The organism is Dyella sp. 2YAF14 (genome assembly GCF_052114725.1).
Taxonomy (GTDB): domain Bacteria; phylum Pseudomonadota; class Gammaproteobacteria; order Xanthomonadales; family Rhodanobacteraceae; genus Dyella.
This window is the reverse complement of the sequence record NZ_JBFRFH010000001.1, coordinates 306,697-332,110: the sequence shown is the minus strand read 5'-3', so window position 1 is coordinate 332,110 and position 25,414 is coordinate 306,697. Positions and strand designations below refer to the sequence as shown.

Annotated in this window: 27 protein-coding genes and 1 pseudogene; 17 read left to right on the top strand and 11 right to left on the bottom strand. The window is 64.6% G+C overall.

Annotated features, from left to right (window positions below; translation table 11 throughout):
- Window positions 1-2: 2 nt before the first annotated feature.
- On the bottom strand, window positions 3-467 hold the full coding sequence (locus AB4Y82_RS01585; RefSeq protein ID WP_441604567.1) for a hypothetical protein: 465 nt from the start codon (window positions 465-467) through the stop codon (window positions 3-5).
- Window positions 468-662: 195 nt separating this feature from the next.
- Here AB4Y82_RS01585 and AB4Y82_RS01580 point away from each other — a divergent pair, with 195 nt between their 5' ends.
- Both AB4Y82_RS01580 and AB4Y82_RS01575 read left to right on the top strand, forming a co-directional pair.
- Window positions 663-1,151, top strand: a complete 489-nt coding sequence (locus tag AB4Y82_RS01580) for a DUF6496 domain-containing protein (protein ID WP_441604568.1) — start codon at window positions 663-665, stop codon at window positions 1,149-1,151.
- Window positions 1,152-1,204: 53 nt separating this feature from the next.
- A complete protein-coding gene (locus AB4Y82_RS01575) occupies window positions 1,205-1,435 on the top strand; it encodes a hypothetical protein (RefSeq protein ID WP_441611085.1) in 231 nt (76 codons plus the stop codon).
- A gap of 70 nt (window positions 1,436-1,505) precedes the next feature.
- Here AB4Y82_RS01575 and AB4Y82_RS01570 read toward each other — a convergent pair whose 3' ends face one another.
- Window positions 1,506-2,051, bottom strand: coding sequence for a DUF4142 domain-containing protein (locus AB4Y82_RS01570; RefSeq protein WP_441604570.1), 546 nt, complete (start codon window positions 2,049-2,051; stop codon window positions 1,506-1,508).
- 471 nt (window positions 2,052-2,522) lie between these two features.
- Complete coding sequence (locus AB4Y82_RS01565; RefSeq protein ID WP_441604571.1) at window positions 2,523-3,062, bottom strand: carboxymuconolactone decarboxylase family protein; 540 nt, start codon at window positions 3,060-3,062, stop codon at window positions 2,523-2,525.
- A 130-nt stretch (window positions 3,063-3,192) separates the two neighbouring features.
- On the opposite strand from AB4Y82_RS01565, the gene AB4Y82_RS01560 reads away from it, so the two are divergent.
- On the top strand, window positions 3,193-4,125 hold the full coding sequence (locus AB4Y82_RS01560; protein WP_441604572.1) for an AraC family transcriptional regulator: 933 nt from the start codon (window positions 3,193-3,195) through the stop codon (window positions 4,123-4,125).
- On the opposite strand, the gene AB4Y82_RS01555 is transcribed toward AB4Y82_RS01560, so the two are convergent.
- Window positions 4,122-5,060, bottom strand: a complete 939-nt coding sequence (locus AB4Y82_RS01555; RefSeq protein ID WP_441604573.1) for a GlxA family transcriptional regulator — start codon at window positions 5,058-5,060, stop codon at window positions 4,122-4,124. The two genes, AB4Y82_RS01560 and AB4Y82_RS01555, sit on opposite strands and share 4 nt — an antisense overlap.
- A gap of 136 nt (window positions 5,061-5,196) precedes the next feature.
- Between AB4Y82_RS01555 and AB4Y82_RS01550 the strand changes: the two genes are divergently transcribed.
- The 6 genes from AB4Y82_RS01550 to AB4Y82_RS01525 all read left to right on the top strand — a co-directional run bounded on the left by AB4Y82_RS01550 (window position 5,197) and on the right by AB4Y82_RS01525 (window position 10,762).
- The gene (locus AB4Y82_RS01550; RefSeq protein ID WP_441611084.1) at window positions 5,197-6,000 is read left to right on the top strand and encodes an SDR family NAD(P)-dependent oxidoreductase; all 804 of its coding nucleotides are present in this window, start codon (window positions 5,197-5,199) and stop codon (window positions 5,998-6,000) included.
- Between the two features lie 120 nt (window positions 6,001-6,120).
- A complete protein-coding gene (locus AB4Y82_RS01545) occupies window positions 6,121-7,197 on the top strand; it encodes an NAD(P)H-dependent flavin oxidoreductase (protein WP_441604575.1) in 1,077 nt (358 codons plus the stop codon).
- Between the two features lie 84 nt (window positions 7,198-7,281).
- Window positions 7,282-8,253 (top strand): LysR family transcriptional regulator, encoded by a 972-nt coding sequence (locus tag AB4Y82_RS01540; protein ID WP_441604576.1) that lies wholly within the window; start codon window positions 7,282-7,284, stop codon window positions 8,251-8,253.
- Between the two features lie 104 nt (window positions 8,254-8,357).
- Window positions 8,358-9,068 carry an SDR family NAD(P)-dependent oxidoreductase gene (locus AB4Y82_RS01535; protein ID WP_441604577.1) on the top strand — a complete coding sequence of 237 codons (711 nt, stop codon included), beginning with the start codon at window positions 8,358-8,360 and terminating at the stop codon, window positions 9,066-9,068.
- A gap of 89 nt (window positions 9,069-9,157) precedes the next feature.
- A complete protein-coding gene (locus tag AB4Y82_RS01530) occupies window positions 9,158-9,394 on the top strand; it encodes a tautomerase family protein (protein ID WP_046972535.1) in 237 nt (78 codons plus the stop codon).
- Between the two features lie 78 nt (window positions 9,395-9,472).
- Window positions 9,473-10,762, top strand: coding sequence for an MFS transporter (locus AB4Y82_RS01525; RefSeq protein ID WP_441604578.1), 1,290 nt, complete (start codon window positions 9,473-9,475; stop codon window positions 10,760-10,762).
- Between the two features lie 12 nt (window positions 10,763-10,774).
- Here AB4Y82_RS01525 and AB4Y82_RS01520 read toward each other — a convergent pair whose 3' ends face one another.
- On the bottom strand, window positions 10,775-13,573 hold the full coding sequence (locus AB4Y82_RS01520; protein ID WP_441604579.1) for a protein kinase domain-containing protein: 2,799 nt from the start codon (window positions 13,571-13,573) through the stop codon (window positions 10,775-10,777).
- Window positions 13,574-13,636: 63 nt separating this feature from the next.
- Window positions 13,637-14,185, bottom strand: coding sequence for an ECF-type sigma factor (locus AB4Y82_RS01515; RefSeq protein WP_441604580.1), 549 nt, complete (start codon window positions 14,183-14,185; stop codon window positions 13,637-13,639).
- 147 nt (window positions 14,186-14,332) lie between these two features.
- Here AB4Y82_RS01515 and AB4Y82_RS01510 point away from each other — a divergent pair, with 147 nt between their 5' ends.
- Window positions 14,333-15,280: a hypothetical protein gene (locus AB4Y82_RS01510; RefSeq protein WP_441604581.1), complete on the top strand. Its 948-nt coding sequence runs from the start codon at window positions 14,333-14,335 to the stop codon at window positions 15,278-15,280.
- 96 nt (window positions 15,281-15,376) lie between these two features.
- Here the strand turns inward: AB4Y82_RS01510 and AB4Y82_RS01505 are convergent, their stop codons facing one another.
- A complete protein-coding gene (locus AB4Y82_RS01505; protein ID WP_441604582.1) occupies window positions 15,377-15,577 on the bottom strand; it encodes a hypothetical protein in 201 nt (66 codons plus the stop codon).
- Complete coding sequence (locus AB4Y82_RS01500; protein WP_441604583.1) at window positions 15,558-16,229, bottom strand: glutathione S-transferase family protein; 672 nt, start codon at window positions 16,227-16,229, stop codon at window positions 15,558-15,560. The genes AB4Y82_RS01505 and AB4Y82_RS01500 overlap by 20 nt, the downstream gene beginning before the upstream one ends.
- A 122-nt stretch (window positions 16,230-16,351) precedes the next feature.
- Here AB4Y82_RS01500 and AB4Y82_RS01495 point away from each other — a divergent pair, with 122 nt between their 5' ends.
- The 4 genes and pseudogenes from AB4Y82_RS01495 to AB4Y82_RS01480 all read left to right on the top strand — a co-directional run bounded on the left by AB4Y82_RS01495 (window position 16,352) and on the right by AB4Y82_RS01480 (window position 19,220).
- Window positions 16,352-16,831, top strand: coding sequence for an Lrp/AsnC family transcriptional regulator (locus tag AB4Y82_RS01495; RefSeq protein WP_441604584.1), 480 nt, complete (start codon window positions 16,352-16,354; stop codon window positions 16,829-16,831).
- Between the two features lie 340 nt (window positions 16,832-17,171).
- Window positions 17,172-18,008, top strand: a complete 837-nt coding sequence (locus AB4Y82_RS01490; RefSeq protein ID WP_441604585.1) for an enoyl-CoA hydratase/isomerase family protein — start codon at window positions 17,172-17,174, stop codon at window positions 18,006-18,008.
- Window positions 18,009-18,030: 22 nt separating this feature from the next.
- Window positions 18,031-18,201: pseudogene (locus AB4Y82_RS01485) on the top strand (GlcG/HbpS family heme-binding protein); the annotation flags it as partial.
- 146 nt (window positions 18,202-18,347) lie between these two features.
- Complete coding sequence (locus AB4Y82_RS01480; protein ID WP_441611133.1) at window positions 18,348-19,220, top strand: TolB family protein; 873 nt, start codon at window positions 18,348-18,350, stop codon at window positions 19,218-19,220.
- A gap of 202 nt (window positions 19,221-19,422) precedes the next feature.
- On the opposite strand, the gene AB4Y82_RS01475 is transcribed toward AB4Y82_RS01480, so the two are convergent.
- Genes AB4Y82_RS01475 through AB4Y82_RS01465 form a run of 3 tightly spaced genes read right to left on the bottom strand, consistent with a single transcriptional unit; the run spans window position 19,423 to window position 21,155 of the window.
- On the bottom strand, window positions 19,423-20,052 hold the full coding sequence (locus AB4Y82_RS01475) for a DNA-3-methyladenine glycosylase (protein ID WP_441604586.1): 630 nt from the start codon (window positions 20,050-20,052) through the stop codon (window positions 19,423-19,425).
- A gap of 1 nt (window position 20,053) precedes the next feature.
- Window positions 20,054-20,593, bottom strand: a complete 540-nt coding sequence (gene mug / locus AB4Y82_RS01470; RefSeq protein WP_441604587.1) for a G/U mismatch-specific DNA glycosylase — start codon at window positions 20,591-20,593, stop codon at window positions 20,054-20,056.
- Window positions 20,594-20,603: 10 nt separating this feature from the next.
- Window positions 20,604-21,155, bottom strand: coding sequence for a TetR/AcrR family transcriptional regulator (locus AB4Y82_RS01465; RefSeq protein ID WP_441604588.1), 552 nt, complete (start codon window positions 21,153-21,155; stop codon window positions 20,604-20,606).
- Window positions 21,156-21,342: 187 nt separating this feature from the next.
- Between AB4Y82_RS01465 and AB4Y82_RS01460 the strand changes: the two genes are divergently transcribed.
- The 3 genes from AB4Y82_RS01460 to AB4Y82_RS01450 are packed head-to-tail and all read left to right on the top strand — an operon-like array spanning window position 21,343 to window position 25,399.
- Window positions 21,343-22,434, top strand: a complete 1,092-nt coding sequence (locus AB4Y82_RS01460) for an HlyD family secretion protein (protein ID WP_441604589.1) — start codon at window positions 21,343-21,345, stop codon at window positions 22,432-22,434.
- Window positions 22,431-23,912 carry an MDR family MFS transporter gene (locus AB4Y82_RS01455; RefSeq protein ID WP_441611083.1) on the top strand — a complete coding sequence of 494 codons (1,482 nt, stop codon included), beginning with the start codon at window positions 22,431-22,433 and terminating at the stop codon, window positions 23,910-23,912. Before AB4Y82_RS01460 ends, AB4Y82_RS01455 begins: the two co-directional genes overlap by 4 nt.
- Before the next feature lie 17 nt (window positions 23,913-23,929).
- The gene (locus tag AB4Y82_RS01450; protein ID WP_441604591.1) at window positions 23,930-25,399 is read left to right on the top strand and encodes an efflux transporter outer membrane subunit; all 1,470 of its coding nucleotides are present in this window, start codon (window positions 23,930-23,932) and stop codon (window positions 25,397-25,399) included.
- The last annotated feature ends 15 nt before the right edge of the window (window positions 25,400-25,414 follow it).

Sequence of the window (25,414 nt, the reverse complement as noted above, 5' to 3'; positions counted from 1 at the left end):
ACTCAATGCAGGCGCGGCTTGCCTTGCTGCGAGGCAAAAATCGCGCGATCCACGTCTGTCTGGCTGCCCATGGCCTGTTCCGGCCACAGCGACGCATCGTCTTCCCGCAGCGATTCACCGGGAAGCACGTGCACGTCGACAGCGTGCAGACCACGCAGGATGTCCGAGACTTCCTCGATCTGAGCATCGTCATCGATTTCCACGCTGAGCACCGCGAAGCCGATCTCGACCGCCGGCGGCAAGCTGGCGGGTTCACGCAGATGATGTTGCTTGCCTTCGCGTTCGCCGCGGTGGCTGACGCGCGACACCACGCTGGTCGGCGCACTGGCGCTTGCCGCGCACCCACCCACGCTTTCATCGCACTGGACCACACCTTTGCGACGAGGAAGACCGCGCGACATCAGTTTGTCGAACGCGGACGCCGCGCCGAACTGATTGCTGAACTTGGCAACGATAAGGGCGCTCATGGCTCTCTCCCGCGGGGATGGCTCGGCTCGCAAAGCCTTGCATGACAGGTGTTAACCGGGCGATGGCGCGGCGTGACCGGCAGGGCATCAGCATGAGTGTCCACTGAATGTTTTCCCTTGATGTGCAAAAGGATGACGCCAGCTGCACATCTCGTGGCTTAGACGTTTAGACACACTCGAACAGGAGTCCGCCCCATGCCCGAGGCAAAAACGCGCAAGGCCGTTGCGCGCGATAAACGGCAAGGAAAATCGGCCGGCACGCAGGCTGGCGAGTTCGTGCGTGAAGAGATGGAGCATGTGCGCAAAGGCAAACACGGCGCACGCTCGGCCAAACAGGCCATCGCCATTGGCTTGTCCAAGGCCCGCCGCGCCGGCGTGAAAGCGCCGGTCAGCAAGACCGCCAGCAAGGCCACGCGCAAGAAAGCCGCGCAGGACGAAACCGCATCCAAGCATCGCCGCAAGACCTCTACCACCCGTTCGCGCGCCACCAGTGGCGCGTTGAAGAAGGAAGGTCATGCGGCGGCATCCCACACTGCCTTGTCCAGGCAGGCCAAGAGCAGTGCGCGCAAACGGACCAGCGCATCGCGATCGGCGGCAGCCAGGAAGGCCGCGCGTACCAAAGGTGCAGCAGGCCGTTCCGCCGCCGCCAAGAAAGCTGCCCGTACCCGCAAGGCGCGTGCGTGAATCACTGCGCATCGCGTCAAACTCAGTTGAACCAACGCCCATGGAGGTAAGACATGGTTTTCCCGACCCGCAAGGTCTGTGCGCCGCTGTTGCTCGCTTTGCTAGCCGTTGCCGGCTGCAGTCACCAGGGTGACGACAGCGCCTCGCCGCCGCCGGCACCCGCCAGCTCCGCAGCGCCATCGCCGGCGATGCCCGCCACGACGACGTCGCCCAGCAGCACCGCGATGACGCCCAGCCCGGCGTATCCGCAGAGCTCACCGGCTCCGGCTGCGTCTACGCACTGACGGCGCCCAAGCCATGACCACGCGATCCCGTGGCGCGGGATCGCGTGGTTTGCTGCTGCCGTGCGACAGCTCAGGGCGTGCTCAAGGGCTGGCCGGGCGACAAGGCCTGGGCCATTTCCAGGTGATGCTTGAGCGTGGGCAGTGTCTTGCCGGCGAAAGCGGCGACATCCGGATCGCTGCTGTGCGAGGCGGCATCGAACAGTTCGATGGCCTTCTGGTGTCCGCCCACCATGGCCGAGGCATAGGCTTTGTCGAAATCACTGCCGCTCAAGCTCTGCAACTTGTCCATGACGTCAGAGGGCTGCGGCTGCAGCACCACGTTGGCGTGCTTGCGATTGGCCAGTGCCGCCAGTTGCTTGTTGGCGGCGGTGTGATCCTTCATCAGCTGCTGTGCCAGGGCCTTGGTCTGGGGCGAGGACGCTTTCTGCTGCGCCAGTTGCGCCATCTGCACTTCGCCCGCGCCATCGCTCGATGCCTTGGTGAAGAACTCCTGGTCCGACACCGGGCTCTTGGCCGACGGCGACGCGCCCGATGTGGCGGCCTGTGCCCACAGGTCGTTGCATACCGGCACGGAGATCAACAATGCCGCGGCGATGATGAGAGAGGTTTGTTTCATGGCTGCCACCTTGATCCGCAGGGGAGTGGCGTCGACCGTAGTGCCAGCGCACTCCCGGACGTGTGACATCGGTGTGTGCATCTTCTTGTCGCGCATATACCGTTGTCCAAACGCTGGATTCACATGCGATGGACACACCAGACGTCGCAGTGAACCTATCGAAACGGCAACGCCTTGCTGACGCGGCCGTGACCTATGCAGGGGCGGGGAAGCCTACGCTAGCGTTTTCCAACACGGGAGCTTGGCTATGCCGACCGGTTTCCAATGCGCGTATCCACCCTGCCAATGCTATGTGGAGAAGCCGGGTGAGTTCTGCAGCTCCCATTGCCGCAAGGCGCAGGCTTCGGGTCACATCGAGGGCCAGTGCCATTGCGGTCATCCCGCCTGCATGGGCCGATCCGAAGAGGACCAGGACGGCTCGGCCATCTGAACCGGCACGGCCGCGATCAGGGTCGCGGCCGTGCCCGTGCGTTACGCCGCTTTCGGGAAGTCGAGCACCGTGTCGTTGACGCGATTGACCATGTTGGTGAACAGGATCGCGCTGATGGCGAGGATGGCTTCCACGATCTGGCGATCGCTGTAACCGGCGTTCTTGACGCGATCCACGGCGTCGGCGGACAGCGTGTTGCTGGTGGTGACCAGGGTCAGCGCAAACTTCACCAGCGCATCGATCCTGGCGTTGCCTTCCAGCCCACCCTTGCGCAGCTGCATGATTTGCTCGGCGGTGTAGCCGGCCATCTTGCCGGTCGTGGTGTGCGCGGCCAGACAGTAGTCACACTGCGATGCTTCGCTCACGGCGAGGTTGATCGCTTCCAGTTCCAGCGCGGACAGCTCGCCTTGCTTCAGCACGGCATTGGTCTGCAGCACGTTGGCCAGCACGTTTGGTGCGCTGCTGCCGACCGTGGCATAGGCGTTGGGGACTTTGCCCATGGCCTTCTTGATGCCGGCGAACAGTGCGGCAGAGGCTTCAGGGGCGTCGGCGATATTGTTGATCGTGGTGAGACGGTTCATGACATGTACTCCGAGATTGAGTTGATGAAACCGGTGTGGGAGAAGCTTGACCGTGTGAAAATGATAGGAACGACGGCCGCGCTGGTCCGCACACGCGCGTCTCAACCTCTTGCTCCGGAGTCTCACCTCGATGGATGGCCTCGATCGCCTGGTCCATGCCATTGCACCCACCGGTTCGGTGGAGTTGCAATGCCGCTTTGCCGGGGAGTGGACGCTCGATCACCCGCCGTTGCCGCCGAACCATTTGCCCTACCACGTGATCCTGCAGGGCAGCGCCGAGCTGGAGATCGACGGCAAGACCACCGCACTGGCGCCGGGCGACGTGTTGCTGTTTCCCTATGGCGACGCGCACATCCTGCGCAGCGCCGTGGCAGGCGCCGACGGTCGTCGGCCTGAGCTGGAAAACCGCCGCCGCTCGCAGGGACGCGTCACCCTGATTGAACATGGCGGCGAGGGCCCGGCACTGGACATGTTGTGCGGCCAGTTCGAGCTGTCGGGTGCGACGGACGCGTTATGGACGGGCTTGCCCAAGGTGCTGCATGTGCGCACTGATCGTCGCGATGCGCTGCTGGGCCTGATCCAGGTATTGCGCGATGAAGCGGCGCGCGTGCTGCCGGGCGGCGGCGCGGTGGTCGAGATGGTCACTGGCGCGATGTTCACGCTGATCCTGCGCAGCATGACGGCGAGCGGACATCTGCAGCTGGGCATACTCGGCCTGCTGGCCAATCCAAGGCTGGCCAACGTGGTGGATGCCGTGCTGAAGGACCCGGCGCAGGCGTGGACGCTGCAGAGCCTGGCTGACCTTGCGCATATCTCGCGCGCCAGCTTTGCGCGGCACTTCAGCGAGATCAGCGGCATGACGCCGATGGAGTGGGTCAATGGCGTGCGGCTCGCCGTGGCCGCGCAATCGCTGCGCGCTGGCACCTTGTCGGCGGGCAGGGCGGCCGAGCTCGCCGGCTATGCCTCGGAAGCGGCTTTCACGCGCGCCTTCAAGACGCGCTACGGCGCGCCGCCCGGCGCTTACGGCCGCATGCACGCCCGCGCTGATCGACCCGCATCCTAGGCCGTCGCCAGCTCGTCCGCTTCAGGCAGCGATGACTGTCGCCGGATCGCCTGCGGCGGCTGCCCGAACGCGCGCAGGAATGCGCGGCGCATGCGTTCGCGATCGGCGAAACCCACTTCACGCGCCACCACTTCGACCGGATGGCGCGTCTGCTCCATCATCAGTCGCGCCGCCTCGATGCGCAGATGCTCCACCGCTTTCGCCGGCGATTGCCCGGTTTCCGCGCGAAACGCGCGGCTGAACTGGCGAGCGCTGAGGTTGGCGGCTGCCGCGAGCTCTTCCACGGACAGTGCCGATTGCAGATGGCTCTTGGCGTAGGTCAGCGCGCTCTGGATGCGGTCCGATTTGGGTTCCAGTTCCAGCAGCGTGGAAAACTGCGATTGTCCGCCTGCGCGCCGGTGATACAGCACCAGCTTGCGCGCCACCTGGCGCGCCACTTCGGCGCCCAGGTCCTTCTCCACCATGGCCAGCGCCAGGTCGATGCCGGCGCTCATGCCGGCCGAGGTCCAGATCGGCCCGTCGATGATGAAGATGCGGTCTTCTTCCACCTGCACCTTGGGAAAGCGCTCGGCCAGGTCGCGCGCGAGCAGCCAATGCGTGGTGGCGCGGCGTCCATCGAGCAGGCCGGTTTCGGCCAGCAGAAACGCGCCTGTACAGATGGCAGCGATGCGTCTTGTGCGGGCGGGCGCCTCACGGATGAAGTCGAGCAGCGCAGGCGTCGATTCGGGCACGCCCACGCCGCCGCAGATCAGCAAGGTATCGATCGGCTGCGCTGAAAACGGTTCGCTCTGGGTGGCCATGCCGAACGAACTGCGGATGGTGGCGCCGGTTTCGGACAGGAAACGCACGTCGTAAACCGTCTCGCCCAGCTCGATATTGGCGAATTCGAAGGCCGAAGCCGCCGCCAGGCTCATCGCCTGGAACTGAGGAAACATTACAAAACCAATGACTTGCATGGCTCGGCCTCGCTATGGCCTAAAAGGTGGCATATGCGACATTTAAGTCTTCAAGCGCAGAGCTTACAACGTTCTCCAGACGCCGGCATCCCGCCGGACGCTGTGGAGTATCGATATGACGACGCAAACCAAGGGCACCGCCCTGATCACTGGCGCTTCCTCGGGCATTGGTGCCATTTACGCCGAGCGCCTGGCTCGCCGCGGCCATGACCTGATCCTGGTGGCGCGCAACCGCGAACGCCTGACCGAGCTGGCGCGCCGCCTGACCGACGCGACCGGCCGCAGCGTGCAGGTCTTTCCCGCCGACCTCAGCGAGCCCGCCGATCTGGCCAAGGTGGAAGACTTGCTGCGCACCGATCGCAGCATCACCGTGCTGGTGAACAACGCCGGTTTCGGCGCCGCCACGCCGCTGCTGCAGTCGGATGTGGCGCGCATGTCGGAGATGATTTCGCTCAACGTCAACGCACTCACGCGCCTCACTTATGCAGCGGTGCCGGGCCTCGTGGAGCGGGGCAATGGCACGGTGATCAACATCGCCTCGATCGTGGCGGTGGCGCCGGAACTGCTCAACGGCGTGTACGGCGGCAGCAAGGCCTATGTGCTCGCCTTCACCCGCTCCCTGCAGCACGAGCTGGCGGACAAGGGCGTGCGTGTGCAGGCCGTACTGCCGGGTGCGACCGCGACGGAGTTCTGGGACGTGCTCGGCCATCCGGTCAGCAACCTGCCGCCGGCATGGGTGATGTCGGCTGCCGACATGGTGGACGCGGCGCTGGCAGGCCTGGACCAGGGCGAAGTGTTCACCGTGCCGGCCTTGCCCGATGCGGGTGACTGGAGCGCCTATGAAGACGCGCGCCAGAAGTTGATGCCCAACCTGTCCCATTCGCAGCCCGCGTCGCGCTACGGCGTGGCCAAGGCCTGAAGCGGCGTGCGGGGATTGTTCCGCACGATGGAAGACTGACTGCCGGCTCTGATGGTTTCGAGGTGACGGGCGGGGCGCGTAAAGTCGCATGCATCCCCCCAGAGCCTGGAGTGGCCCGTCATGGCGAATGCCGCGTCTTCATCATTGCTCCGCGCGATCGGCATCAGCGTGCCCATCATCCAGGCCCCCATGGCCGGCATATCGTCTCCGGCCATGGCGGCAGCGGCGAGCGATAGCGGCGGCCTGGGTTCGCTGGGCGTGGGCGCCATGACGGCAGGCAAGGCGCGTGAAGCCATCCACGCGTTTCGCCAGCTGAGCAAGGGCCCTCTCAATGTGAACCTGTTCGTGCACCGGCCGGCGCATGCGGATGCCGCCAGGCAGGCGGCTTGGATCGCGCGACTCGCGCCGGAGTTCCAACGCTTCGGGGCGACCCCGCCATCGTCGCTGGGCGAGATCTACACGTCTTTCCTGGTCGACAACGACATGCTCGCCATGCTGGTCGAGGAACGACCGGCCGTGGTGAGCTTTCATTTTGGTCTGCCCACGGCCGAACAGATCAAGGCGCTCCATGGCGCCGGCATTTACCTGATGGCATCGGCCACGAATGTGCGCGAAGCCAAGGCGGTGGAAGCCGCCGGCATCGATGCGGTGATTGCGCAGGGCTATGAGGCGGGCGGTCATCGGGGGATGTTCGATCCCGATGATGAGGACAGCCAGCTGGGCACCTTGGCCTTGACCCGGTTGCTGGTGGAAAACGTGCGCATTCCCGTGATCGCCGCGGGCGGCATCATGGACGGTGCCGGCATCGCCGCCGTGCTCAAGCTGGGCGCAGCCGCGGCGCAACTGGGCACGGCCTTTGTCTCCACCGACGAATCCCTCGCCGATGCCGGCTATCGCAAGGCGCTGGCCAGCGATGCTGCCTACGCCACCGTGATGACGCGTGCCGTCTCCGGTCGACCGGCGCGCAGCCTGGCGAGCCTGTTCACGCGGCTGGGCGCCAGCGTGCCCAACGCCGACGTACCCGACTATCCGATCGCCTACGACGCAGGCAAGGCACTGAATGCAGCGGGCCGCGCGGCCGGTGAAGCAGGTTATGGCGCACACTGGGCCGGGCAGGGCGCGCCGCTGGCGCGCGCCATGTCCACGCGCTCATTGATGCAGGTCTTGATCGGCGAATGGCGGCAAGCCACGGGCTGAGTTGAAGGGTTCGATGCGCGATTGGACCAGTTGTAGGACACTTCCCCGACCCACGTTTTCGCGCTGACAGGCAAGGCTCGTCCTATGGATCGCATCGATGCCATGAAGGTTTTCGTCGCCGCGCTCGACGAGGGCAGCCTCGCCGGCGCGAGCCGCAAGACCGGGCGTTCGGCGGCGGCCGTGAGTCGCGCCATCGCGTTTCTCGAAGACCACGTGGGCGTGCCCTTGCTGCACCGGACCACACGCTCGATCAAATTGAGCGAAGCAGGCGAGCGCTACGCCATCGCCTGCCGCAAGCTGCTGGCGGATCTTGAGGAAGCCGATCGCAATGCGGCTGGCGAACGTTCGGTGCCACGCGGCACGCTGACGATTTCCGCCACGGTATTTTCCGGCGTGGAAATCCTGCGCCCCATCGTCGATGCCTTCATGGATGAATTTCCCACCGTGAATGTGCGGCTCCATCTGCTCGAGCGGCCGGTCAACCTGGTCGAGGAGGGCATGGACCTGGCCCTGCGCATCACCCATCTGTCCGACTCCACCCTGGTGGCGCATCCCATCGGCGAGGTGCGCCGCGTGATTGTGGCGTCGCCGCGGTACCTGGCCACGCACCCGCGCATTGCCGGCATCGCCGACCTGGGCAAGCAGCAGATCATCGCGATGGAGAACATGGGCATGGATTCCTGGAGTTTTCCGCCACTGGAAGGCTCGTCCGTGTCGCGTTCGGTGTCGTTCACGGCGCGACTGGTGGTCAACAACATTCGCGCAGCGGTTGAATCGGCGGTGGATGGATACGGCGTGACACGCCTGCTGTCCTACCACGTGGCGCCGGAAATCAAACAGGGCAAGTTGCAGGTGCTGCTGGCCGATGAGGAGCCGGCGCCGTTTCCCGTCAACATCGTGTCGCCGTACGGACGACTTGCCGTGCCCAAGGTGAGGGCCTTCGTCGACTTCGCCTTGCCGCGCCTGCGCGCACGCTTCGCCTCCCTGGCCAAGGACGCGGCCTCCCCGCCGGAAACGCTGATTCAACCGCCACGCGGAAGAGTGTCTGCCGAGTAGCAGGAATTCTCGAACGCCTGTTGCGCTCCTAAATTGTGGGTGTCGGCAAACGAAGCCGATCAGTCTTCAACTGAATCCCCCAACCCCATCTGGAGCAAACACTCATGAGCAATCAGCAGAAAGTCGCCGTCATCACTGGTGCGTCGCAAGGCATTGGCGCGGGCCTGGTCAAGGCATTCCGCGACCGCAACTATCGCGTGGTCGCCAACTCGCGTTCGATCAAGCCGTCCAGCGATCCGGACGTGATCACGGTGGCCGGTGATATCGGCGACCGTGCCGTGGCCAAGCGCGTGGTGGAAGAGGCGATCAAGCATTTCGGTCGCATCGACACGCTGGTGAACAACGCCGGCATCTTCACCGCCAAGCCGTTCACCGCATTCACCGAGCAAGACTACGCCGACAATATCTCGGTCAATCTCAACGGCTTCTTCCACATCACGCAGTTCGCCATTGCGGAGATGGAGAAGCAGCGCAGCGGCCACATCGTCAGCATCACCACCAGCCTGGTCGATCACGCGATCGACGGCGTGCCCTCGGTGCTCGCTTCGCTCACCAAGGGTGGCCTGAACGCCGCCACGCGTTCGCTCGCCATCGAGTACGCCAAGCGCGGCATCCGCGTGAACGCCGTGGCGCCGGGCGTGATCAAGACGCCGATGCACGGCGTGGAAACGCACGGTGCGCTGGCGGGCCTGCACCCGGTGGGTCGCATGGGCGATATCGCCGACATCACCGACGCGGTGATCTACCTCGACAACGCGGGCTTTGTCACCGGCGAGATCCTGCACGTCGACGGTGGCCAGAGCGCCGGTCACTAAGTCCTCACGAGGGGTGGGCAAACGTCCACCCCTTGCCGCCGTAACGAGGTGGCATTTCGTCCACCGTGCATTACTTCAAGGAGAAGACCATGCCTATCGTGAACATCAAGGTCACCCGTGAGGGTTCCGCGCCGGGCCGCAGCGCAGTGACCGCCGAAGAGAAGGCGCTGCTGATCAAGGGCGTGAGCCAGCTGCTGCTCGACGTGCTGCACAAGCCGCTGGATTCGACCTTCGTCGTCATCGATGAAGTGGAGATGGAAAACTGGGGCTGGGGTGGACTGCCAGCCGCCGAATTCCGAGCGCAACGCGCCGCGGAAAAGAAATAACGCCTGCGGTGGCGCGAGCGATCGCGCCATCGAACGCTTGCGCCGAGTCAACGTTGCCACGAAAGTCGAACCGAACGCATGTCCGCCCAGATCATTGCATCCCAGCCGTCCGTCCCATTGAATCGCGCTACCGCCAGCTACGCCGAACGCAACGAGGCCTACTGGAAGCGCAATCTTGCCATCGCGGTGTTTGGTTCGTTCACCACGCTGGTGAGTCTGAGCATGTTGCTGCCGTTCCTGCCGCTTTATGTGGAGCAGCTGGGCGCTCATACACCATCGGCGATTGTGCAGTGGTCGGGTATCGCCTTCGGCGCGACGTTTCTTGGCACCGCGCTGACCGCGCCCCTGTGGGGCCACCTGGCGGATCGCTACGGCCGCAAACCCATGCTGGTGCGCGCGGCGATCGGCATGGCGATTGTCATGTCGCTGATCGGCACCGCGCATACCGTCACGCAACTGGTGACGCTGCGCCTGGTGGCTGGCCTGGTGGGTGGCTATGCGTCGGCGGCTACCGTGATGGTCGGCACGCAGGCGCCACGCGAGCGGTCGGGTTGGGCGCTCGGCGTGCTGTCGATCGGTGCGCTGTCCGGCAGTCTGATCGGACCGCTGGTCGGCGGCTTTCTGCCGGATCTCGTCGGTATTCGCGGCACGTTCTTCGTAGGCGGCGGCGTGATCGGCGTGGCGGCCCTGGTCACGATTTTTTTCGTGCGGGAGGATTTCAACCACGAGTTGGACACTCGCGCGCCGCTGGGCAGCAGCGACGACACCACCGGCATGGCGCACAAGGGCTTGATCGTCACCCTGCTGGTTACAGCCATGATGGTGTTGCTTGCCAATATGTCGATCGAGCCCATCATCACGGTCTATATCGCCCAGCTTGGCGTGCCGCACGACCACCTCGCGCGCATGGCCGGCATCGTGATGGCAGCGTCCGCCTTCGGCAGCATGCTCACTTCAGCGCGGCTTGGCTCCCTGGCCGATCGCGTCGGGAGCAACAAGGTGATCATCGGATGTCTGCTGGTCACGGCGCTGCTGATGGTGCCGCAGGCGTTCGTGACGCAGTGGTGGCAACTGGCCGTGCTGCGCGGGCTGATGGGCATGTCGATGGCCGGCATGCTGCCCGCGGTGGCCAAGGGCGTGCGCGCCCTGGTCGAGGACCGCAAGACCGGCAAGACGCTGGGTTATCTGCAATCCGCGCAATTTGCCGGTCAAGTGATAGGGCCGCTGATCGGCGGCCAGATCGGCGCGTGGGTGGGATTGCGCGATGTGTTCTTCGTCACTGCCGTACTGCTGGTGTTGTGTGCCTGGTTGAACCGGTGGGCGAATCGCCAGGATACGAGCCTGGTCGCACCGCATCGGGCAGGGTAACAACCGGAGCTTTTATGGACTGCGTGGCCTGGTCGTGATGCCGGCAAGCCAGCGTGTCGCGGCGTCGCGGTCGCTGTTGGGGCCTGCTTGCAGCTCGGCCAGCAGCGACGTGGCCTCAGCGCGCCGTTGATCGCCCTCGGCATGTTGGTCCAGCGCATCATCGACACGGGCCAGATGCGCATCGATCAAGGCCATCAGTGCGGTTGCTCGTGGCGTGATCGCCTTGGCCGCATCCAAAGCCTTGCCCAGTTGGGCGGCAGCCTCGTCGTTGCGACCCAGCGCATGCAGCGTGTCGGCGAACAGCAGGTCCGCGCGTATGGCCTTTTCCGAATGACGGTCGTCCAGGCCGGCATACATGGCAACCGCTTCTCCCGCGACTGCGGCAGCGCGCTCTTTCGCCGCTTGCGCGGCCATCAATTGGGCTTCGACGGTAAGCGCAAACGCGATGTCGGGGTGGGCGTCGCGGTGTCGCTGCCGCGCTTCCAGCAGCGCGCTGTCGATGATGAGCCGCGCCTCGTCCAGATGCGTGCGTGCAATCAGCACCTGCGCGAGGCAGGCTCGATCATAGCTGCGCCCGTTGTCGGCATAGTCGGCGCCCAGCAAGCTTTGCTTGCGGTTGATCGACTCCCTGAGCCCGGTTTCGGCGGCGGCATATGCGCCTTGCGTAAATTGCAGCCGCGCCAGATTGCCGATGCTGATGGCTTCATTGAGCGCGCCGGCCGGCGCCAGCGCCTGGTCGATGGCCACGGATTTGGCGTAGAACACGCTGGCCTCGTCGAACTTGCCTTCGTAGGCGAGCACATTGGCCAGGTCGTTGAGGTGCCACGCCGTGTGCGCATTGGGGTGCGTGTAGGCGTTGGCATCGATATCGAGCGCGTCGCGCATCGTCTGTTCGCTCTCGGCATAGCGGCCCTGCTTGACCAGGTCCGAGGTCAGGATGGTCATCGCATCGGCTACCTCGGCATGGCCGGCGCCCAGATGGCTGCGCTTGCGGGCCAGCGCTTCGCGCAGCAACGGCGCGGCGCTGTCGGCGTGGCCGGCATCCATCTGGATCCAGCCCAGATTCATCACCGCCTCGGTCAGTGCATCGCTGTCCACCGGTAGCGAGCGCCGTGCAAGGGCGAGCGCTTTGTCGCCCACCTCGATGGCCTTGGCGGATTCGCCGATACGCTCGTCCAGCCCGGCCAGCCAGGCCAGCGCGAGGACCTCTTCGGTGGAATCCCGATGCGGGCCTCGCTCGAACGCCTCGATGGCGTGCTGCAATCTTGCGGTGGCGTCGCGAACGCGGCCCAGCTCGTCGGCTTCCTTGGCCAGCAGGTATTCGACGTGCAGGGTGCGCGGGTCGGTGGGACCAAACTGCATGTTGGCAAGTGCAGCCGCTTCCTGCAGCGGCAGCCAGGCGCGTTCCGGATGACCGCTGCGGCGTTCGAGATCGCCGACCAGGGCGATGATTTCCGCGCGCAGGGCAGGCTGCATGGCAAAGTCACGGTCGGCGCGTTCGCGTCCTCGCGCAAGCAGTTCCTGTGCCGTCTCATTTGCTTCCGTGCCGTGCGATGAGCTATCGAACAGACCTTCCAGAAATGATTTGAGCGCGCCCGCACGCTGCGCTTCGCTCTCGGCGGCGATCGCTTGTGCGTGCGCTGTGTTCGCAGCGCGACTGGCCTCGCGCGCTTCGTACACACCGACAGCCGTCGCGGTAGCGAGCAGCACGGCAATCACTGCGCCCAGCGACACGGCGAGTGCATGCCGGCGGGTGAACATGAGAACGCGATAGCTCAGCGTATCGGCGCGCGCCTGCAGCGGCTTGCCATCCATATAGCGTTGGACATCGTCGCTCAAGGCCGCGACGCCTGCGTAGCGGCGAGCGGGTTCTGCACGTGTGGCCTGCTGCACGATGGCGTGCAGATCGACGCCCAGCGTTCGCCGCCATGCCTCTTCGTCGATGCCGTGCTCGCCGTCCCTGCGCGGCGCCTTTTCCTCCAACAACTCGGCAAGCAGGATGCCCAGGGCATAGACGTCGATCGCCGTCGTCGCCACGTCGCCCGCAAACTGCTCCGGTGCCGCATAGGAACGCGTGAGACGTCGTGCCTCGGTGCGCGTGCGCTCCCCATCGCCGGTGAGCAGTTTGGCGATGCCGAAATCCACCAGCTTCACGCCACCATCCGCCCCCACCAGCACGTTGCTGGGTTTCAGGTCGCGGTGCACGATCAGGGCGCGATGCGCGTGCTCCACCGCGGCGCAGACATCGATAAACAGTGCCAGCCGTTCGCGCCGCGACAGGTGCATGCGTTGGGCATGGGCGACCAGGTTGTCGCCCGCCACATATTCGAGGGCGAGAAACGGCGTGCCCGTGGGCGAAAAGCCTGCATCGAGCAGTTGGGCAATATGCGGATGCTGCAGCCGCGCCAGAATGCGCTGTTCTTGCAGGAATCGACGACGCTCGTCCGCATCGTGCACATCGATGCGCAACAGCTTGAGCGCCACCCGCTGCGGACCGCCTGGCAGCTCGCGCTCGGCCTCGAACACACTGGCCATGCCGCCGGCGCCCACAAAGCGAAGCACGCGATAGCCGGCGATGGTCGGCAGCGCCTGCGCGGCCTCGTCGGCGAGCGCAGGCAGCCACTGCGCCATGCCGCGTTCCAGCGCTTCGATGCCCGATGCGTTGTCCAGCGCCTGCACGACCAGGGTCCGCAAGGTGGCGTCTGCGCAGTGTTGGCGCAGCCACTCGGTGCGTTTGGCGACGGGCACGTCGAACAGCCGGTCGATCAGCGGTTCGATCTCGTGCCAGCGTTGGGAGAAGGCGGAAATCATCGGCGGCGCATTTCCGGTTCGGTGACCTACCTCTATAGCGTATTTACCGCGCGACTACCGACATCAACTCGGCTCGGGCATCAGGCAGGCGCTGAGAAAGGTACGCGCCTTCAACCAGTCCCGTTCGACAGTGCGTGCATTGACGCCCAGCACCTCGGCGATATCCGGGCTGGACAAGTCGGCGAACAGGCGCAGTTCCGCCACGCGAGCCAGTCGCTCGTCGGTCGCTGCCAGCCGGGTCAGTGCTTCGTCGATGGCCAGCACGTCGATGATGTCCGACGAATCCTGGCCCGCGGTCATCTCGGGCGCCTGGCGCTTCTGCGCCTTCCTGCGCCTTGCGTGGTCGATCAGGATGTGGCGCATCACCTGGCTCATATACGCATACAGATGCCCGCGGTCGGTGAACGAGACGGCGTCCTGGCTGACCAGCTTCAGATAGGCCTCGTGGACCAGGGCCGTGGTTTCCAGCGTGTGCGCCGCTTCGCGCGCGCGCTGGTGGCGGGCGAGGCGATGCAGCGTGGCATAGATCTTGGGGATCAGCGTGTCGAGCGCGGCGGCGTCACCGTGGGCGGCGCGCGCGAGCACTTCGGTGATGGGCGAGTCGGCGGTCATGCGCCCTGGATATCCGCTGGCTGACTTTGCGCAGAGCGTGTCGGTAAATGCTCCCGCTTTGCGCTGTAGGGAGAGATGGCGTGATTCGGAACGGCTGCACACCCTGGGAAGGCCATCGCCCGTCGCACCCTACAGAGGAATGAAATCATGTGGAATCATCGCTCTACGCACGGCGTTCTCACAAGGGCCGCTGGACTGCTGGCGATTGCGCTGGCCGGCTTTTCCACCGCCGCGATGGCGGACACCAGCGTTGCCGCAGCGTCGTCCAACAACCAGGCCGTGACCTATAGCTATCAAACGCTGGATGTACCGGGCTCGTCGTTGACGATCTTCTGGGGCATCAACGATTTCGGCGAAGTGGCGGGGCAATACGCCGTCAATGGAGGCACCTCGCACGCCATGGCCTATCGACACGGCCATTTCGAGCCACTGGATCCCGCGCTGATGGGCACCTACTTCAGTGCAGCCGGCGGCCCCACCGACCTGGGTCAGACCTTCGGCGGTTACACGGACGCAGCAGGGCGGCAGCACGGCTTTGTGATCATCGGCAAGCGCACCGTCACGGTGGACTTCCCCGGCCATCTCAACTCGAACGTGGACGGTCTCAATGAATTTGGCGCCATCGCCGGCGTGTATTGGGACGCCGACGGCATCTATCACGGCGTCCTGCGCCGCGGCTTTGGCTGGGACACGCCGATCGACGTGCCCGGCGCGCGCGATACCTATCCGCTGGGCATCAATGGCAGCGGCGAGATCGTCGGCTACTGGGACAACGATCCGGCAGTGACGCACGGCTACTATCGCAGCGCCAACGGCAAGATCACCAACGTCGATGTGCCCGGCGCCGCGAGCAGCGTCGCCTTCGGCATCACCGACAACGGTGTGATCGCGGGCTACTACACCGAGCCGAGCGGGGCGATCCACGGCTTCGTCGAAACCAAGGGCAAGTTCCAGACACTCGACCTGCCGGGCGCCGCAGCAACGATCGTCACGGCGATCAATAATTTCGGCGTGGTCGCGGGCGAGTACTTCGATACGACCGGCAAGCGTCACGGCTTCATCGCGACGCCCAAGTTGTCCGATCACCGGCACTGAGCATGACCTGGCTCCGCAGCGATGCGGAGCCATCCGCTTGATGCGGTGGCTGCCCTGTGCATGCTTCACTCGCGCCGTGACGACCGCCGGATGGACTTATTGCGTGCGAATGGCGCCATCGCCGATACCCAGGCAGAGCCGCAAGGCGGCCAGGCTGCATCGACCGAAGCCTGGGGACGCTGGTTGCTCCGTCTCGCCAGACTTGGCCGAGCTTTCATCCGCCTCGGCAGCGGGCGTGGGCAACGGTTGAACGATATGGCCATGCAGGAACAGCAGGTCAAGCCACGGCCAGCGCATGCGAGCCTCCCGTGTTGGCATCGGCGACTGGCGCAGCATCGACGGTGTCGCCTGCGAAGCCGGTGGCCCTCATCGATGGACGTTCGCCGATGCGCTCGTACCATGAGGCCAGCCGCGGGCGGCCGTTCCGGAAGGCGAGGATCTGGCGAAATTCGATCCAGCTGAGCGCCGTCGCCAGTGCGATATCGCCGATGTCGATGTCTGGCTCATGGCCGATATGCGCTTCGAGGAAATCGCAGGCAGCCTCGATCTTTTGCAGATGCCCATCCCGCAGCGGTGTCCAACGGAACGCCTCGGGCCGGCGCGTGGTTTCCCAACGCACGGCGATGCCGGCATCGGCGATACCCACGGCGATGGCCTGATTTCGCAACGCGACGAAGCGTTGTTTTGGCTCGGCAGGAATGAGCGGGCGGCCCTGATGCAGGCCATCCAGGTATTCGCAGATCACGCTGGAATCGAACAAGACCGTGCCGTCATCGCAGATCAGCACGGGGACCTTGCCCAGCGGATTGAGTGCAAACACCTCGCTGTTGCGCACGGTCGGGCTGGTTTCGTGATGGATCACGTCGAGCCGGTTGGCGAGACCGATTTCGTGCGCGGCGACTAGCACTTTTCGCGCATATGGCGAATGGGACTGATACAGGAGCCTCATGAGACGAATGCACGCTTCGGTGGTGGACGGTGCGAGCTATGCTAGGGTGCGCTCGCGCGGCCAGGCCGCGATTGTGCAAGGCAAGACAGGATTTTTCCCCGCCTTACGGAGGTTTCGCGCCCATGGCCCCGCCGCTGGACAAGATCGATCGACGCATCCTGGCCATCGTGCAAAAGGACGCACGCCGTCCGGCCGAGCTGATCGGCGCGGATGTCGGACTATCGGCTTCGGCCGTGCAGCGCCGCATGGCGCGGATGCGCGACGAGGGCGTCATCACGGCGGAAGTGGCGGTAGTCGACCCGATGAGCGTCGGTCACCCGTTGACGATGATTGTCGATGTGGAAGTGGAGCGCGAACGACCGGAGCTGCTGGCGAGCCTCAAGCAGTGGATTGCCGCCCAGTCCTTCATCCAGGAGGCCTGGTACGTCACGGGCGCAGGTGATTACGTGCTGATCGTGATCGCGCGCGACGTGGATGACTTCGAAGCGTCGATGCAACGCATGATTGCCGAGAACGCGAATGTGCGCCGGTTCCACACGCGCGTCGCGCTGAGCACGCTCAAGCGCGGCCTGCTGGTGCCGATGGCCGCCATGGACGAATAAGCCGGTGGCGAGCAGGAAGGCTGGCGCGAGGTGCCGCGCTTCTTGTGGGAGCGCATCCTGTGCGCGACAGCGGCGCTTCGGTGTACCACGGTCCCGGGCGTCCTCGCCAAAGGCTGTCGCGCACAGGGTGCGCTCCCACAAAATCGCCGCCGCCGTGTCGAGACGCGATGCCAGGCAGACGCCTTGGTGCACGCCATGGCACCAAGGTGTCGCCCAATGAGTGTTGCGCGATCGCAGCCAGCGTGACGGGTTCGTAGCGATACCAAAGTGTGGTGGCCTGGCGCCATGGCTGGCGGGACACTGGCAGCTGCCTTCACCCATGCCAGCGACAGGAGCCGCCATGAATGACAGCCAGCCTTCCGCGCAACTTCGCATCACGCGTCGCACTCCCGCGTATTGGCGCGTCACCATCGACAACCCGCCCATCAACGTCATGGGCCCGCCCATGGTGCGAGACTTCCAGGACGTCATCAACGCGATCGAAGCGGATGAGCAGGTTCGGGTCGTGGTATTTGACAGTGCCGTAGACGGCTATTTCCTCAACCACTCCGATTTCAACGCACGGTTCGAGGACTTGACCAGCATGCCGAACGGGCCTACCGGCTTGCCGCCATGGCCGGACGTGCTGGTGCGCCTCACGCATGCACCCGTGGCGTCGATTGCGCTCATACGCGGTCGCGCGACGGGCAATGGCAGCGAACTCACGCTCGCCTGCGATATGAGTTTTGCCAGTCGCGAAAAGACCATCATCTCGCAGTGGGAGGCGGGCGTCGGCCTGGTGGCGGGTGGTGGGCCGATGGCGCGCTTGCCGCAACTGATCGGCCGCAATCGTGCACTGGAAGTGCTGCTGAGCTCGGAAGATCTTGGCGGCGATCAGGCGGCCGCCTATGGCTACGTCAATCGCGCCTTGCCCGATGCCGAACTCGACGACTTCGTGGAGGCGCTTGCGCTGCGCATCTCGCGCTTCGACAAATGGGCGCTGGCCAATACCAAGCGCCTGGTCAATACCCAGCTGCCGCCGGACGTGGAGATCGGCGCCGGGTGGGATACCTGCATGGCCTCGATTGGCCGCGAGCACGCGCAGCAGAGCATCAAGGCGCTGATGGCCAAGGGCTTCCACAAGCCGGGCGATGTGGAAGAACGTCTTGCCTACTACATCGGCCAACTGGGCCAGTGACTGTCTTCGAAAGGAGTGACGTATGGACCTGCTTGCGACAGCGAAGGCCCTGGCGGAACGCGTGGAAGCCGAGGCAGCGCGAGTCAAGGTGCCGGTCGCGGTGTCCGTGATGGATGTGCATGGCAACCTTGTCCTGCAACATCGCATGAATGATGCGCCGCTGTTCTCGGTCGAGATCTCCGAGCGCAAGGCGTATACCTCGGCGCCCATCATCGCTGCAGACCGCTCGGCCTCCAGCGCAGGCCGTTGGTCACCCAAGCGAAGCCGGTCGACACAGATGCGTGGACCGTCCGGCGAGATCGCCCCTAGCCTTGGCGAATCTCCCGACGGACCCACACCATGCGCCCTACGATCTTGCTGGCTGCTCTCCTCGTCGCTGGTACAGCCCATGCCACCGACCCTTGGCAACAGGTCGAAGATGCTTCGCCCGCATTCGCTCCTGATGGACGATCGGTGGTGTTCTCCCGTGGCGAGGGCGCCGAGCGGCATCTCTATGTCGCCGAGCGTGGCACGGCGGATTGGATGCCGGCGACGCTGGCGCCGTTCTCCGCCTCGTGGATGGACCTGGAGCCGGCGATGGCGCCGGATGGCTCGTACATGGTGTTTGCATCCAACCGGCCGGCGCACAACGATGGCGCGGCGTTGGACGGCTATTTCATGGGCAAGCCCAGGCCCGGACGTGGTGGCAACCTGTGGCGGGTCGATCGCACGGCGCAAGGGTGGGGCGTGCCGCAGCGATTGCCGGACACCATCAATGACGGCAACGCGATCTTCTCGCCGGCCATCGCGGCCGATGGCAGCCTGTATTTCATGAAGCCCGATCCCGGCACCGGCAAGTTCCGGCTGTATCTCAGTCGCTGGCAGCACGGTGAGTACCAGGCGCCGAGTCCCTTGAGTTTCAGCGACGGGACGGCGGGCGACTATGACCCGGCGGTCGCGCCCGATCAGTCCTTCTTGGTGTTCAGCTCGTCGCGGCCACCGGCGACGGCGTCCAGTGGCAGCGCGCTACTTATCAGCGTCGCCACGCCGCAGGGCTGGAGTGCGCCGCAGCCGCTGGGCCCGATGGGCATCGAGGCGCGGCTTACGCCCGATCTTTCCACGCTCTATTACAGCGGCAAGGATCAACATATCCACGCCTTTTCGCTGGCGCAGTGGCGGGCGACGCATCGGGACATTGCGGCTTCCATGACGAGTGCCATGCCTGGGAAGTGATCTCACTTTCGCGCCGCGCATAAAAGAGGGGCAGTGGGTCCCATGAAACGCATTGGGACACTGCCCCGTTGCGCTTACCGAAGCATCTGCCAAGACATGCGGTGCCTGGAGAGCCTATGGTTGAAGCGCAGATTGATACTACGCGGCCTTGTGTTAGTTCCGATGCAATCCATGTGCAATCGCCGTTAACGCGCGTGATCTGTCAGCCGCGCTGTGCCGACGAGCCGGAGACGTAAGGGCTGCCGCGCACGCTCCAGCGCCATGGATGTTCCTTGCCCACGCTGATGCCTATGCGCAGACTTACCAGCGGATCTTTGGGCGGCGCCACGCCATCGTCGACGATGGCGAAACCCTCGAGCCCCACCACCAGGTCGATGCCGTTTTGTGCGCTGTCGATACCCATCGCCTGCGTCAGCCGGGCGGGCCCGCGGCACAAGTCGCGATCGAGCAAGGTGTGGGGCCGCGCTGCACGCATTTGTGCGAGGCCGTGGATGGGTTCGAGGGCGCGGATAAGTACGCCGCAACCGCTACCCACCGGACCGCTGACGCAGTTGCTGCACCAATGCATGCCATAGGTGAAGTAGACATACATATGCCCCGGCGGTCCGAACATGACGGCATTGCGCGGCGTTTTTCCGCGGTACGTGTGCGCTGCCGGATCGAGCGCGCCGAGATAAGCTTCCACTTCCACGATCCGTCCCGCCCGGCCATCCGCGGACGCCAGCACTTTATTGAGCAGTCGCGGCGCCAACGTGGTGGCCGGGCGCTGGAAGAAGGCACGCGACAAGGGCTTGCCCGGCCAGCTGATCGGCGCAGCTTTCCTTTGACCCACCCTAGTTCTCCGTCCGCACGTTGTGCGCTGCGGGCGCCATCATTTCCAGATAAAGCTCGCGATACGCAGCCACCAGACCGTCGAGGGTGAAAGCGCGATTCCTGCCGCTGGGGTTGGGCAGTATCCACACGATCGCGCCTTCGAAGCCCATCGCTTGTCTTCCCCAGTTGAGTTCACGCTGGCCGGAAAGTCCCGCATAAGCCGCCTTGCCGAGAAAGGCCACGAAACGCGGCGCGTGGCTCGCGATCTTCCGCTTGAATGCTGCAGCGGCCGCGGTGAATTCGCGGGGCGACAACTCATCGGCAGCTGCCGTCGCCCGGGACACCACCGTCGTCAGTCCATAGCCATAGCGCAGGATGCTGCGATCCCGCGCGGGTGCGATCTGCTCGGGCGTAAATCCCGCGAGATGAAGCACCCGCCAGAAGCGATTGCTCCCGCTCACGAAATGATGGCCGGCCGTGGCCGCCGTCATGCCCGGATTGATGCCGCAGAAGACGACCTCGAGCCGGTCGGCCAGGAGGTCGGGGAGCTCGTTGCTCACGATCGGCCCGTCACTCGCACATCACGCTGACCGCCTTCTGCGCCAGCTTGCGCAGCTCCGCCTTTGAACTGCCGGAGCGGGCGCGCACGGCCAGCGAGTGCATGGTGGCGGAGGCGAGCAGGGCGAGCGCCTTGGGATCGGCATCGGGCTTCAACTCGCCTGCGCTGCGTGCCAATTTGAAGCGCGCTTCGAAATCGGCATCCAGCTTGCGAAAACCATCCGCGGCCAGCTTCTGGATCTGCGGATCGCCCGGCGCCTCGGTAATCGCCGTGCCCACCACGAAGCATCCCAGCACCTGGTCGTCGCCGGAGAAATAAATCGACAGCGCGGCGTCGTAAACCTTCATCAAGGTCTCGGCCAGGCTGCCGCCGCTGGCGAAGGCCTTGTGCATCAGGTTGAACTTGCGTTCCCAATAGTCGTTCAGCGCCTTGACGTAGATGTCGTGCTTGTCGCCAAACGCGGCCCGAAGGCTGGGGCGGTTCATGCCGGTCGCGGCGGAGATGTCGTCCAGCGAGGTGCCCGAGTAGCCAGTCTTCCAGAACGCCTCGGCGGCCTGCCGCAACGCCGTTTCCGGTTCGTAGGCACGGGGCCGGCCGCGGGGCCTTTTTTCGGTCTTCTCTATTTTTGTTCCTGATCGCATAAAAAACTTGACCTCTCGTATGTGCCGGGATTATTATCCTGATCAGTACAAAATTCAACAGGCACTGCGCGGAGGTTCGCAGCGGTGGCCAGTCAACGGGATCGAAGTCATGCGTAAGCAATTTGATGAAACGAGCGACGGCCTGGGCTCAGGCAGTGCCGAGACGGCGGGCCGAAGCTTGAAGGAGCGGCTGCGCTGGCCCCTGATGGCGGCCTTGCCACTGCTGTTGCTCGTCGGCGGTGGCGCCAGATATCTGCATGGAGAGCGCGATGTCGCGACGGACGATGCGTTCGTGCGAGCCGCCAAGGTCTCCATCAATGCCCGCATTCCCGGCCAGGTGGTGAAAGTGGCGGTGATCGACAACCAGCCGGTCAAGGCCGGCCAATTGCTGTTCGAGATCGATCCCGAGCCTTACCGCATTGCGGTGGAACAGGCCGAGGCGCGCCTGAACAGCGCACGCCTGCAGGTGGAAGCGCTCAAGGCGACTTATCGCCGCCAGTTGTCCGATCTCCAATCGGCCAAGGCATCGGCGGATTTCGACGGCCGCGAATACGCGCGCAAGAAGGAATTGCTCGCCTCGGATTTCGCCTCGCGCGCTTCCTACGAGCGTGCCGAAACCGACATGCAGGTATCGCGTCAGCACATTGCATCGGCGCAGCAGGATGTCGCCAACACCGTCGCGGGCTTGAATGGCGATCCCAATATCGACGTCGATCGCCATCCGACCGTGCGCGAAGCGCGTGCACAGCTCGACCGCGCGCGACTCGATCTTTCCTATACCCGCGTCTTGGCGCCGGACGATGGCGTGGTGACCAAGGTGGACGATCTGCAGGTCGGCGATTTCGTCAGCAGCGGCGCCACCGTGTTCTCGATGATGTCGAGCCGGCATGTGTGGATTGAAGCGAATTTCCGCGAAACCGGCCTGACCCATATGCGGCCGGGCCAGTCAGCCATCATCGATGTCGATACCTATCCCGGTCACGGCTTCAAGGCCCACGTAGTGAGCATGAGTCCCGGCACCGGCTCGGAATTCGCGCTGCTGCCGCCGGAAAACGCCACCGGCAATTGGGTGAAGGTGGTGCAGCGCCTGCCGGTGCGCCTGGAGTTGGACGCGATCGATCCCAACTGGCCGCTGTACTCGGGCATGAGCGTCACCGCGCAAGTCGATACGCGTCGGCAAGCCGGGGGAGCAAGGCAGTGAATGCCGCCCATGCCCACAACAGCGAGGTGCGGGCGCATTGGAGCCTTGTCGCCGCCGCGTTGATGGCGACGTATATGCAAGCCGTGAACATCTCGATCCCGAACGCAGCGGTACTGCACGTGCAGGGCGGCCTGTCGATGACGGACGACGAGATTGGCTGGGTGTTTTCTTCGTATATCGCTGCAAGCGCCATCGTGATGCCGTTGACGCATTGGCTGGCTGGCCGGTTTGGCAGGAAGAAAGTGTTTCTGGTCTCGCTGGCGCTGTTCACCGTGGCACTGATCCTCGACACGCTGGCGACGACGCCGCTGCAATTCGTCTCCGCGCGCATCCTGCAAGGTGCCGCGAGCGGCAGGCTGGCGCCGCTGTCGATGGCGATCCTGCTGCATGAACTGCCGCCCCTGCGTCATGGCCGCATCGGCATGGCCTGGAGCGTGATTGCCTTGCTGGGCATCTTAAGTGGACCGGCGATCGGCGGATGGCTGGGCGAATATGTCGGCTGGCACGCGATCTTCTACTTCAGCCTGCCGATGGCTGCGTTTATCGCGCTGGCGATGAGTGCGTACCTTAAGGAAAAGAAGCTGCACAAGCTTGAGCACTTCGACTTCTTCGGGCTGGTGACGTTTTCCATGGGCATCGCCGGTCTGCAGATGATGCTCGACCGCGGCGAACGACTGGAATGGTTTGCGTCGCCGGAGATCTGGGTGGAAGCCATCGCTTCGGCGCTGGGCTTCTATCTCTACATCGTGCACGTGCTGACCAGGGACCATCACTTCCTGCACAAGGCCTTGTTCAAGGACCGCAACTTCCGCGTGGCGACGGTGATGTTCTTTGCGTTTGGCTTTGTGCTGCTGCCGACCCTGGCGCTGACCTCACCGATGCTCGAGGAACTGCTCGGCTATCCAGCCGACACGGCGGGTTACCTCAGCATTCCACGCGGTGCTGCCTTGGTGACAGCCTTGCTGCTGACCTGGCGCGCACCGTCGCGCTTGGACAATCGCTGGCTGATCCTCGGCGGTTTGGCGCTGGTGGTCTACGGCAACTGGCGGATGCTGGGCTATTCGCCCTTGATGGACTGGTGGCCGGTCGCCGTCGCGGGCGCCATTCAAGGCGCAGGGCTCGGCGTGCTGATGCCGGCGCTTACCCGTGCTGCCTTCAGTACGCTCGATCCCCAATTCCGCGCGGAAGGCACCGTGCTTTTCAACCTCTCGCGCTTGTACGGCAGCACGATCGGCATCGCCATCGTGCAGATCTACTTCTACTGCAACACACAGAGCATGCACCTGGCGCTCGCCAACCACCTCACGCCGCATCGTACCGGTCCTCTGACGGGCCAGGCGCTCGCCATGATGAATGAACTGGTGACCGGCCAGGCGGCGGTGGTCGCGGTGATCGGCCAGTTCAAGCTTTTGATGATAGCCATGCTGATCGTCAGTCCGCTGGCTCTGTTCCTGCGCAAGCCGCGTGCCGGCAACTGATCTTCTGGAGTCACGCCATGAAATCGATGAACTCACTCGCGTTGGGGCCTTTTGTCCGAACGCTCCTGCTGGCCGCTGCTGCGCCCGCGCTTTTGTCCGCGTGCATGGTGGGGCCCAACTTTGAACGTCCGGCAGCGCCGACCACCGAGCACTACGACGCCCAGGCCGAGCAGGCGCTCGACGGCAGCCATGCGTCGGCGGGCACGGCGCACGTCGAGCTTGGCAAAACCATGCAGGGCGACTGGTGGTCGACGCTCGGCTCGGCCAAGCTCGATCAAGTGATGCGCAAAGCCATCGCTGGCAATTTTGATCTACAGGCCGCGGATGCCACGATCGCGCAAGCGAATGAAGCGGTGGCTGCCACTGCCGGCGCCTTGAGTCCGCAAGTGGGATTTGGCGCCACGGGCGGTCGCCAGAAGGGCAGCAACGGTGCGGGAGTTGGCACGTCCAACTTTTATGCCGTCGGGCCGCAGGTGAGTTTTGACTTCGACCTTTTCGGCGGCACCAAGCGCAAGGTCGAAGAGCGCACCGCGCTCGCCGAGCTGGAGAAGCATCGCTTCGATGCGGCCTACCTCACGGTGACCGGCGATGTGGCCAGCGAAGCGATTGCACTGGCTTCGGCCCGTGCACAGATCAAGGCAGTGCAAGTGCTGATTGCCGACGACCAGAAAAACCTGGACCTGGTGCGCAAGGCGCACGAATACGGCACGGCCACGCAAGTGGATATCGCGCTGGCCACCACGCAGCTGGCGCAGGACGAAACCCTGCTGCCGCCGCTGGCGCAGCAGCGTGATGTTGCGCGGCATGCCTTGGCTATCCTGGTCGGCAAGAGCCCAGGCGACTGGACCGCACCGGATTTCGATCTCAGCGATTTTGCGCTGCCGGAAAGCCTGCCCGTGACGCTGCCCTCTGAGCTGGCGCGCGAACGCCCCGACATCCTCGAGGCTGAGGCGCAACTGCATGCGGCCAGCGCCGAGATTGGTGTGGCTACGGCGGATATGTATCCGCATCTGACCCTGTCCGCGTCGCTCACCCAGGCGGGTCCTGGCATCGGAACACTGTTTGGACTCGCCGGCGCGCTGGCCGGGCCGATTTTCGACGGCGGCACCCTGAAGGCCAACCGGCGCGGCGCCGTCGACGGCTATAAGGCATCGCTCGCGGGTTACCAGCAAACCGTCATCACCTCGTTGGGCCAGGTGGCGGACGTGCTGCAGGCGATCAACCACGACACCGAGGAATACGCAGCGCAGGAGCGCGCCTTGAACGCGGCCGAGGCCAGCTTGAAATTGAACCAGCAGGGCTATCGGGTCGGCGAGATCGGCGTGCTGCAAGTGCTGGATGCCGAGCGTGCTTACCAGCGTGCCTTGATTGGCCATATCCAGGCACAGACGGCACGCCACCTCGACAGCGTGCAGCTTTCGATCGCCCTGGGTGGCAACGCCAACGGCGTCTCCGAGCAGCGCGTGGCGTCGCGCGATCAACCCTGAGCAGCGGCGCCGATA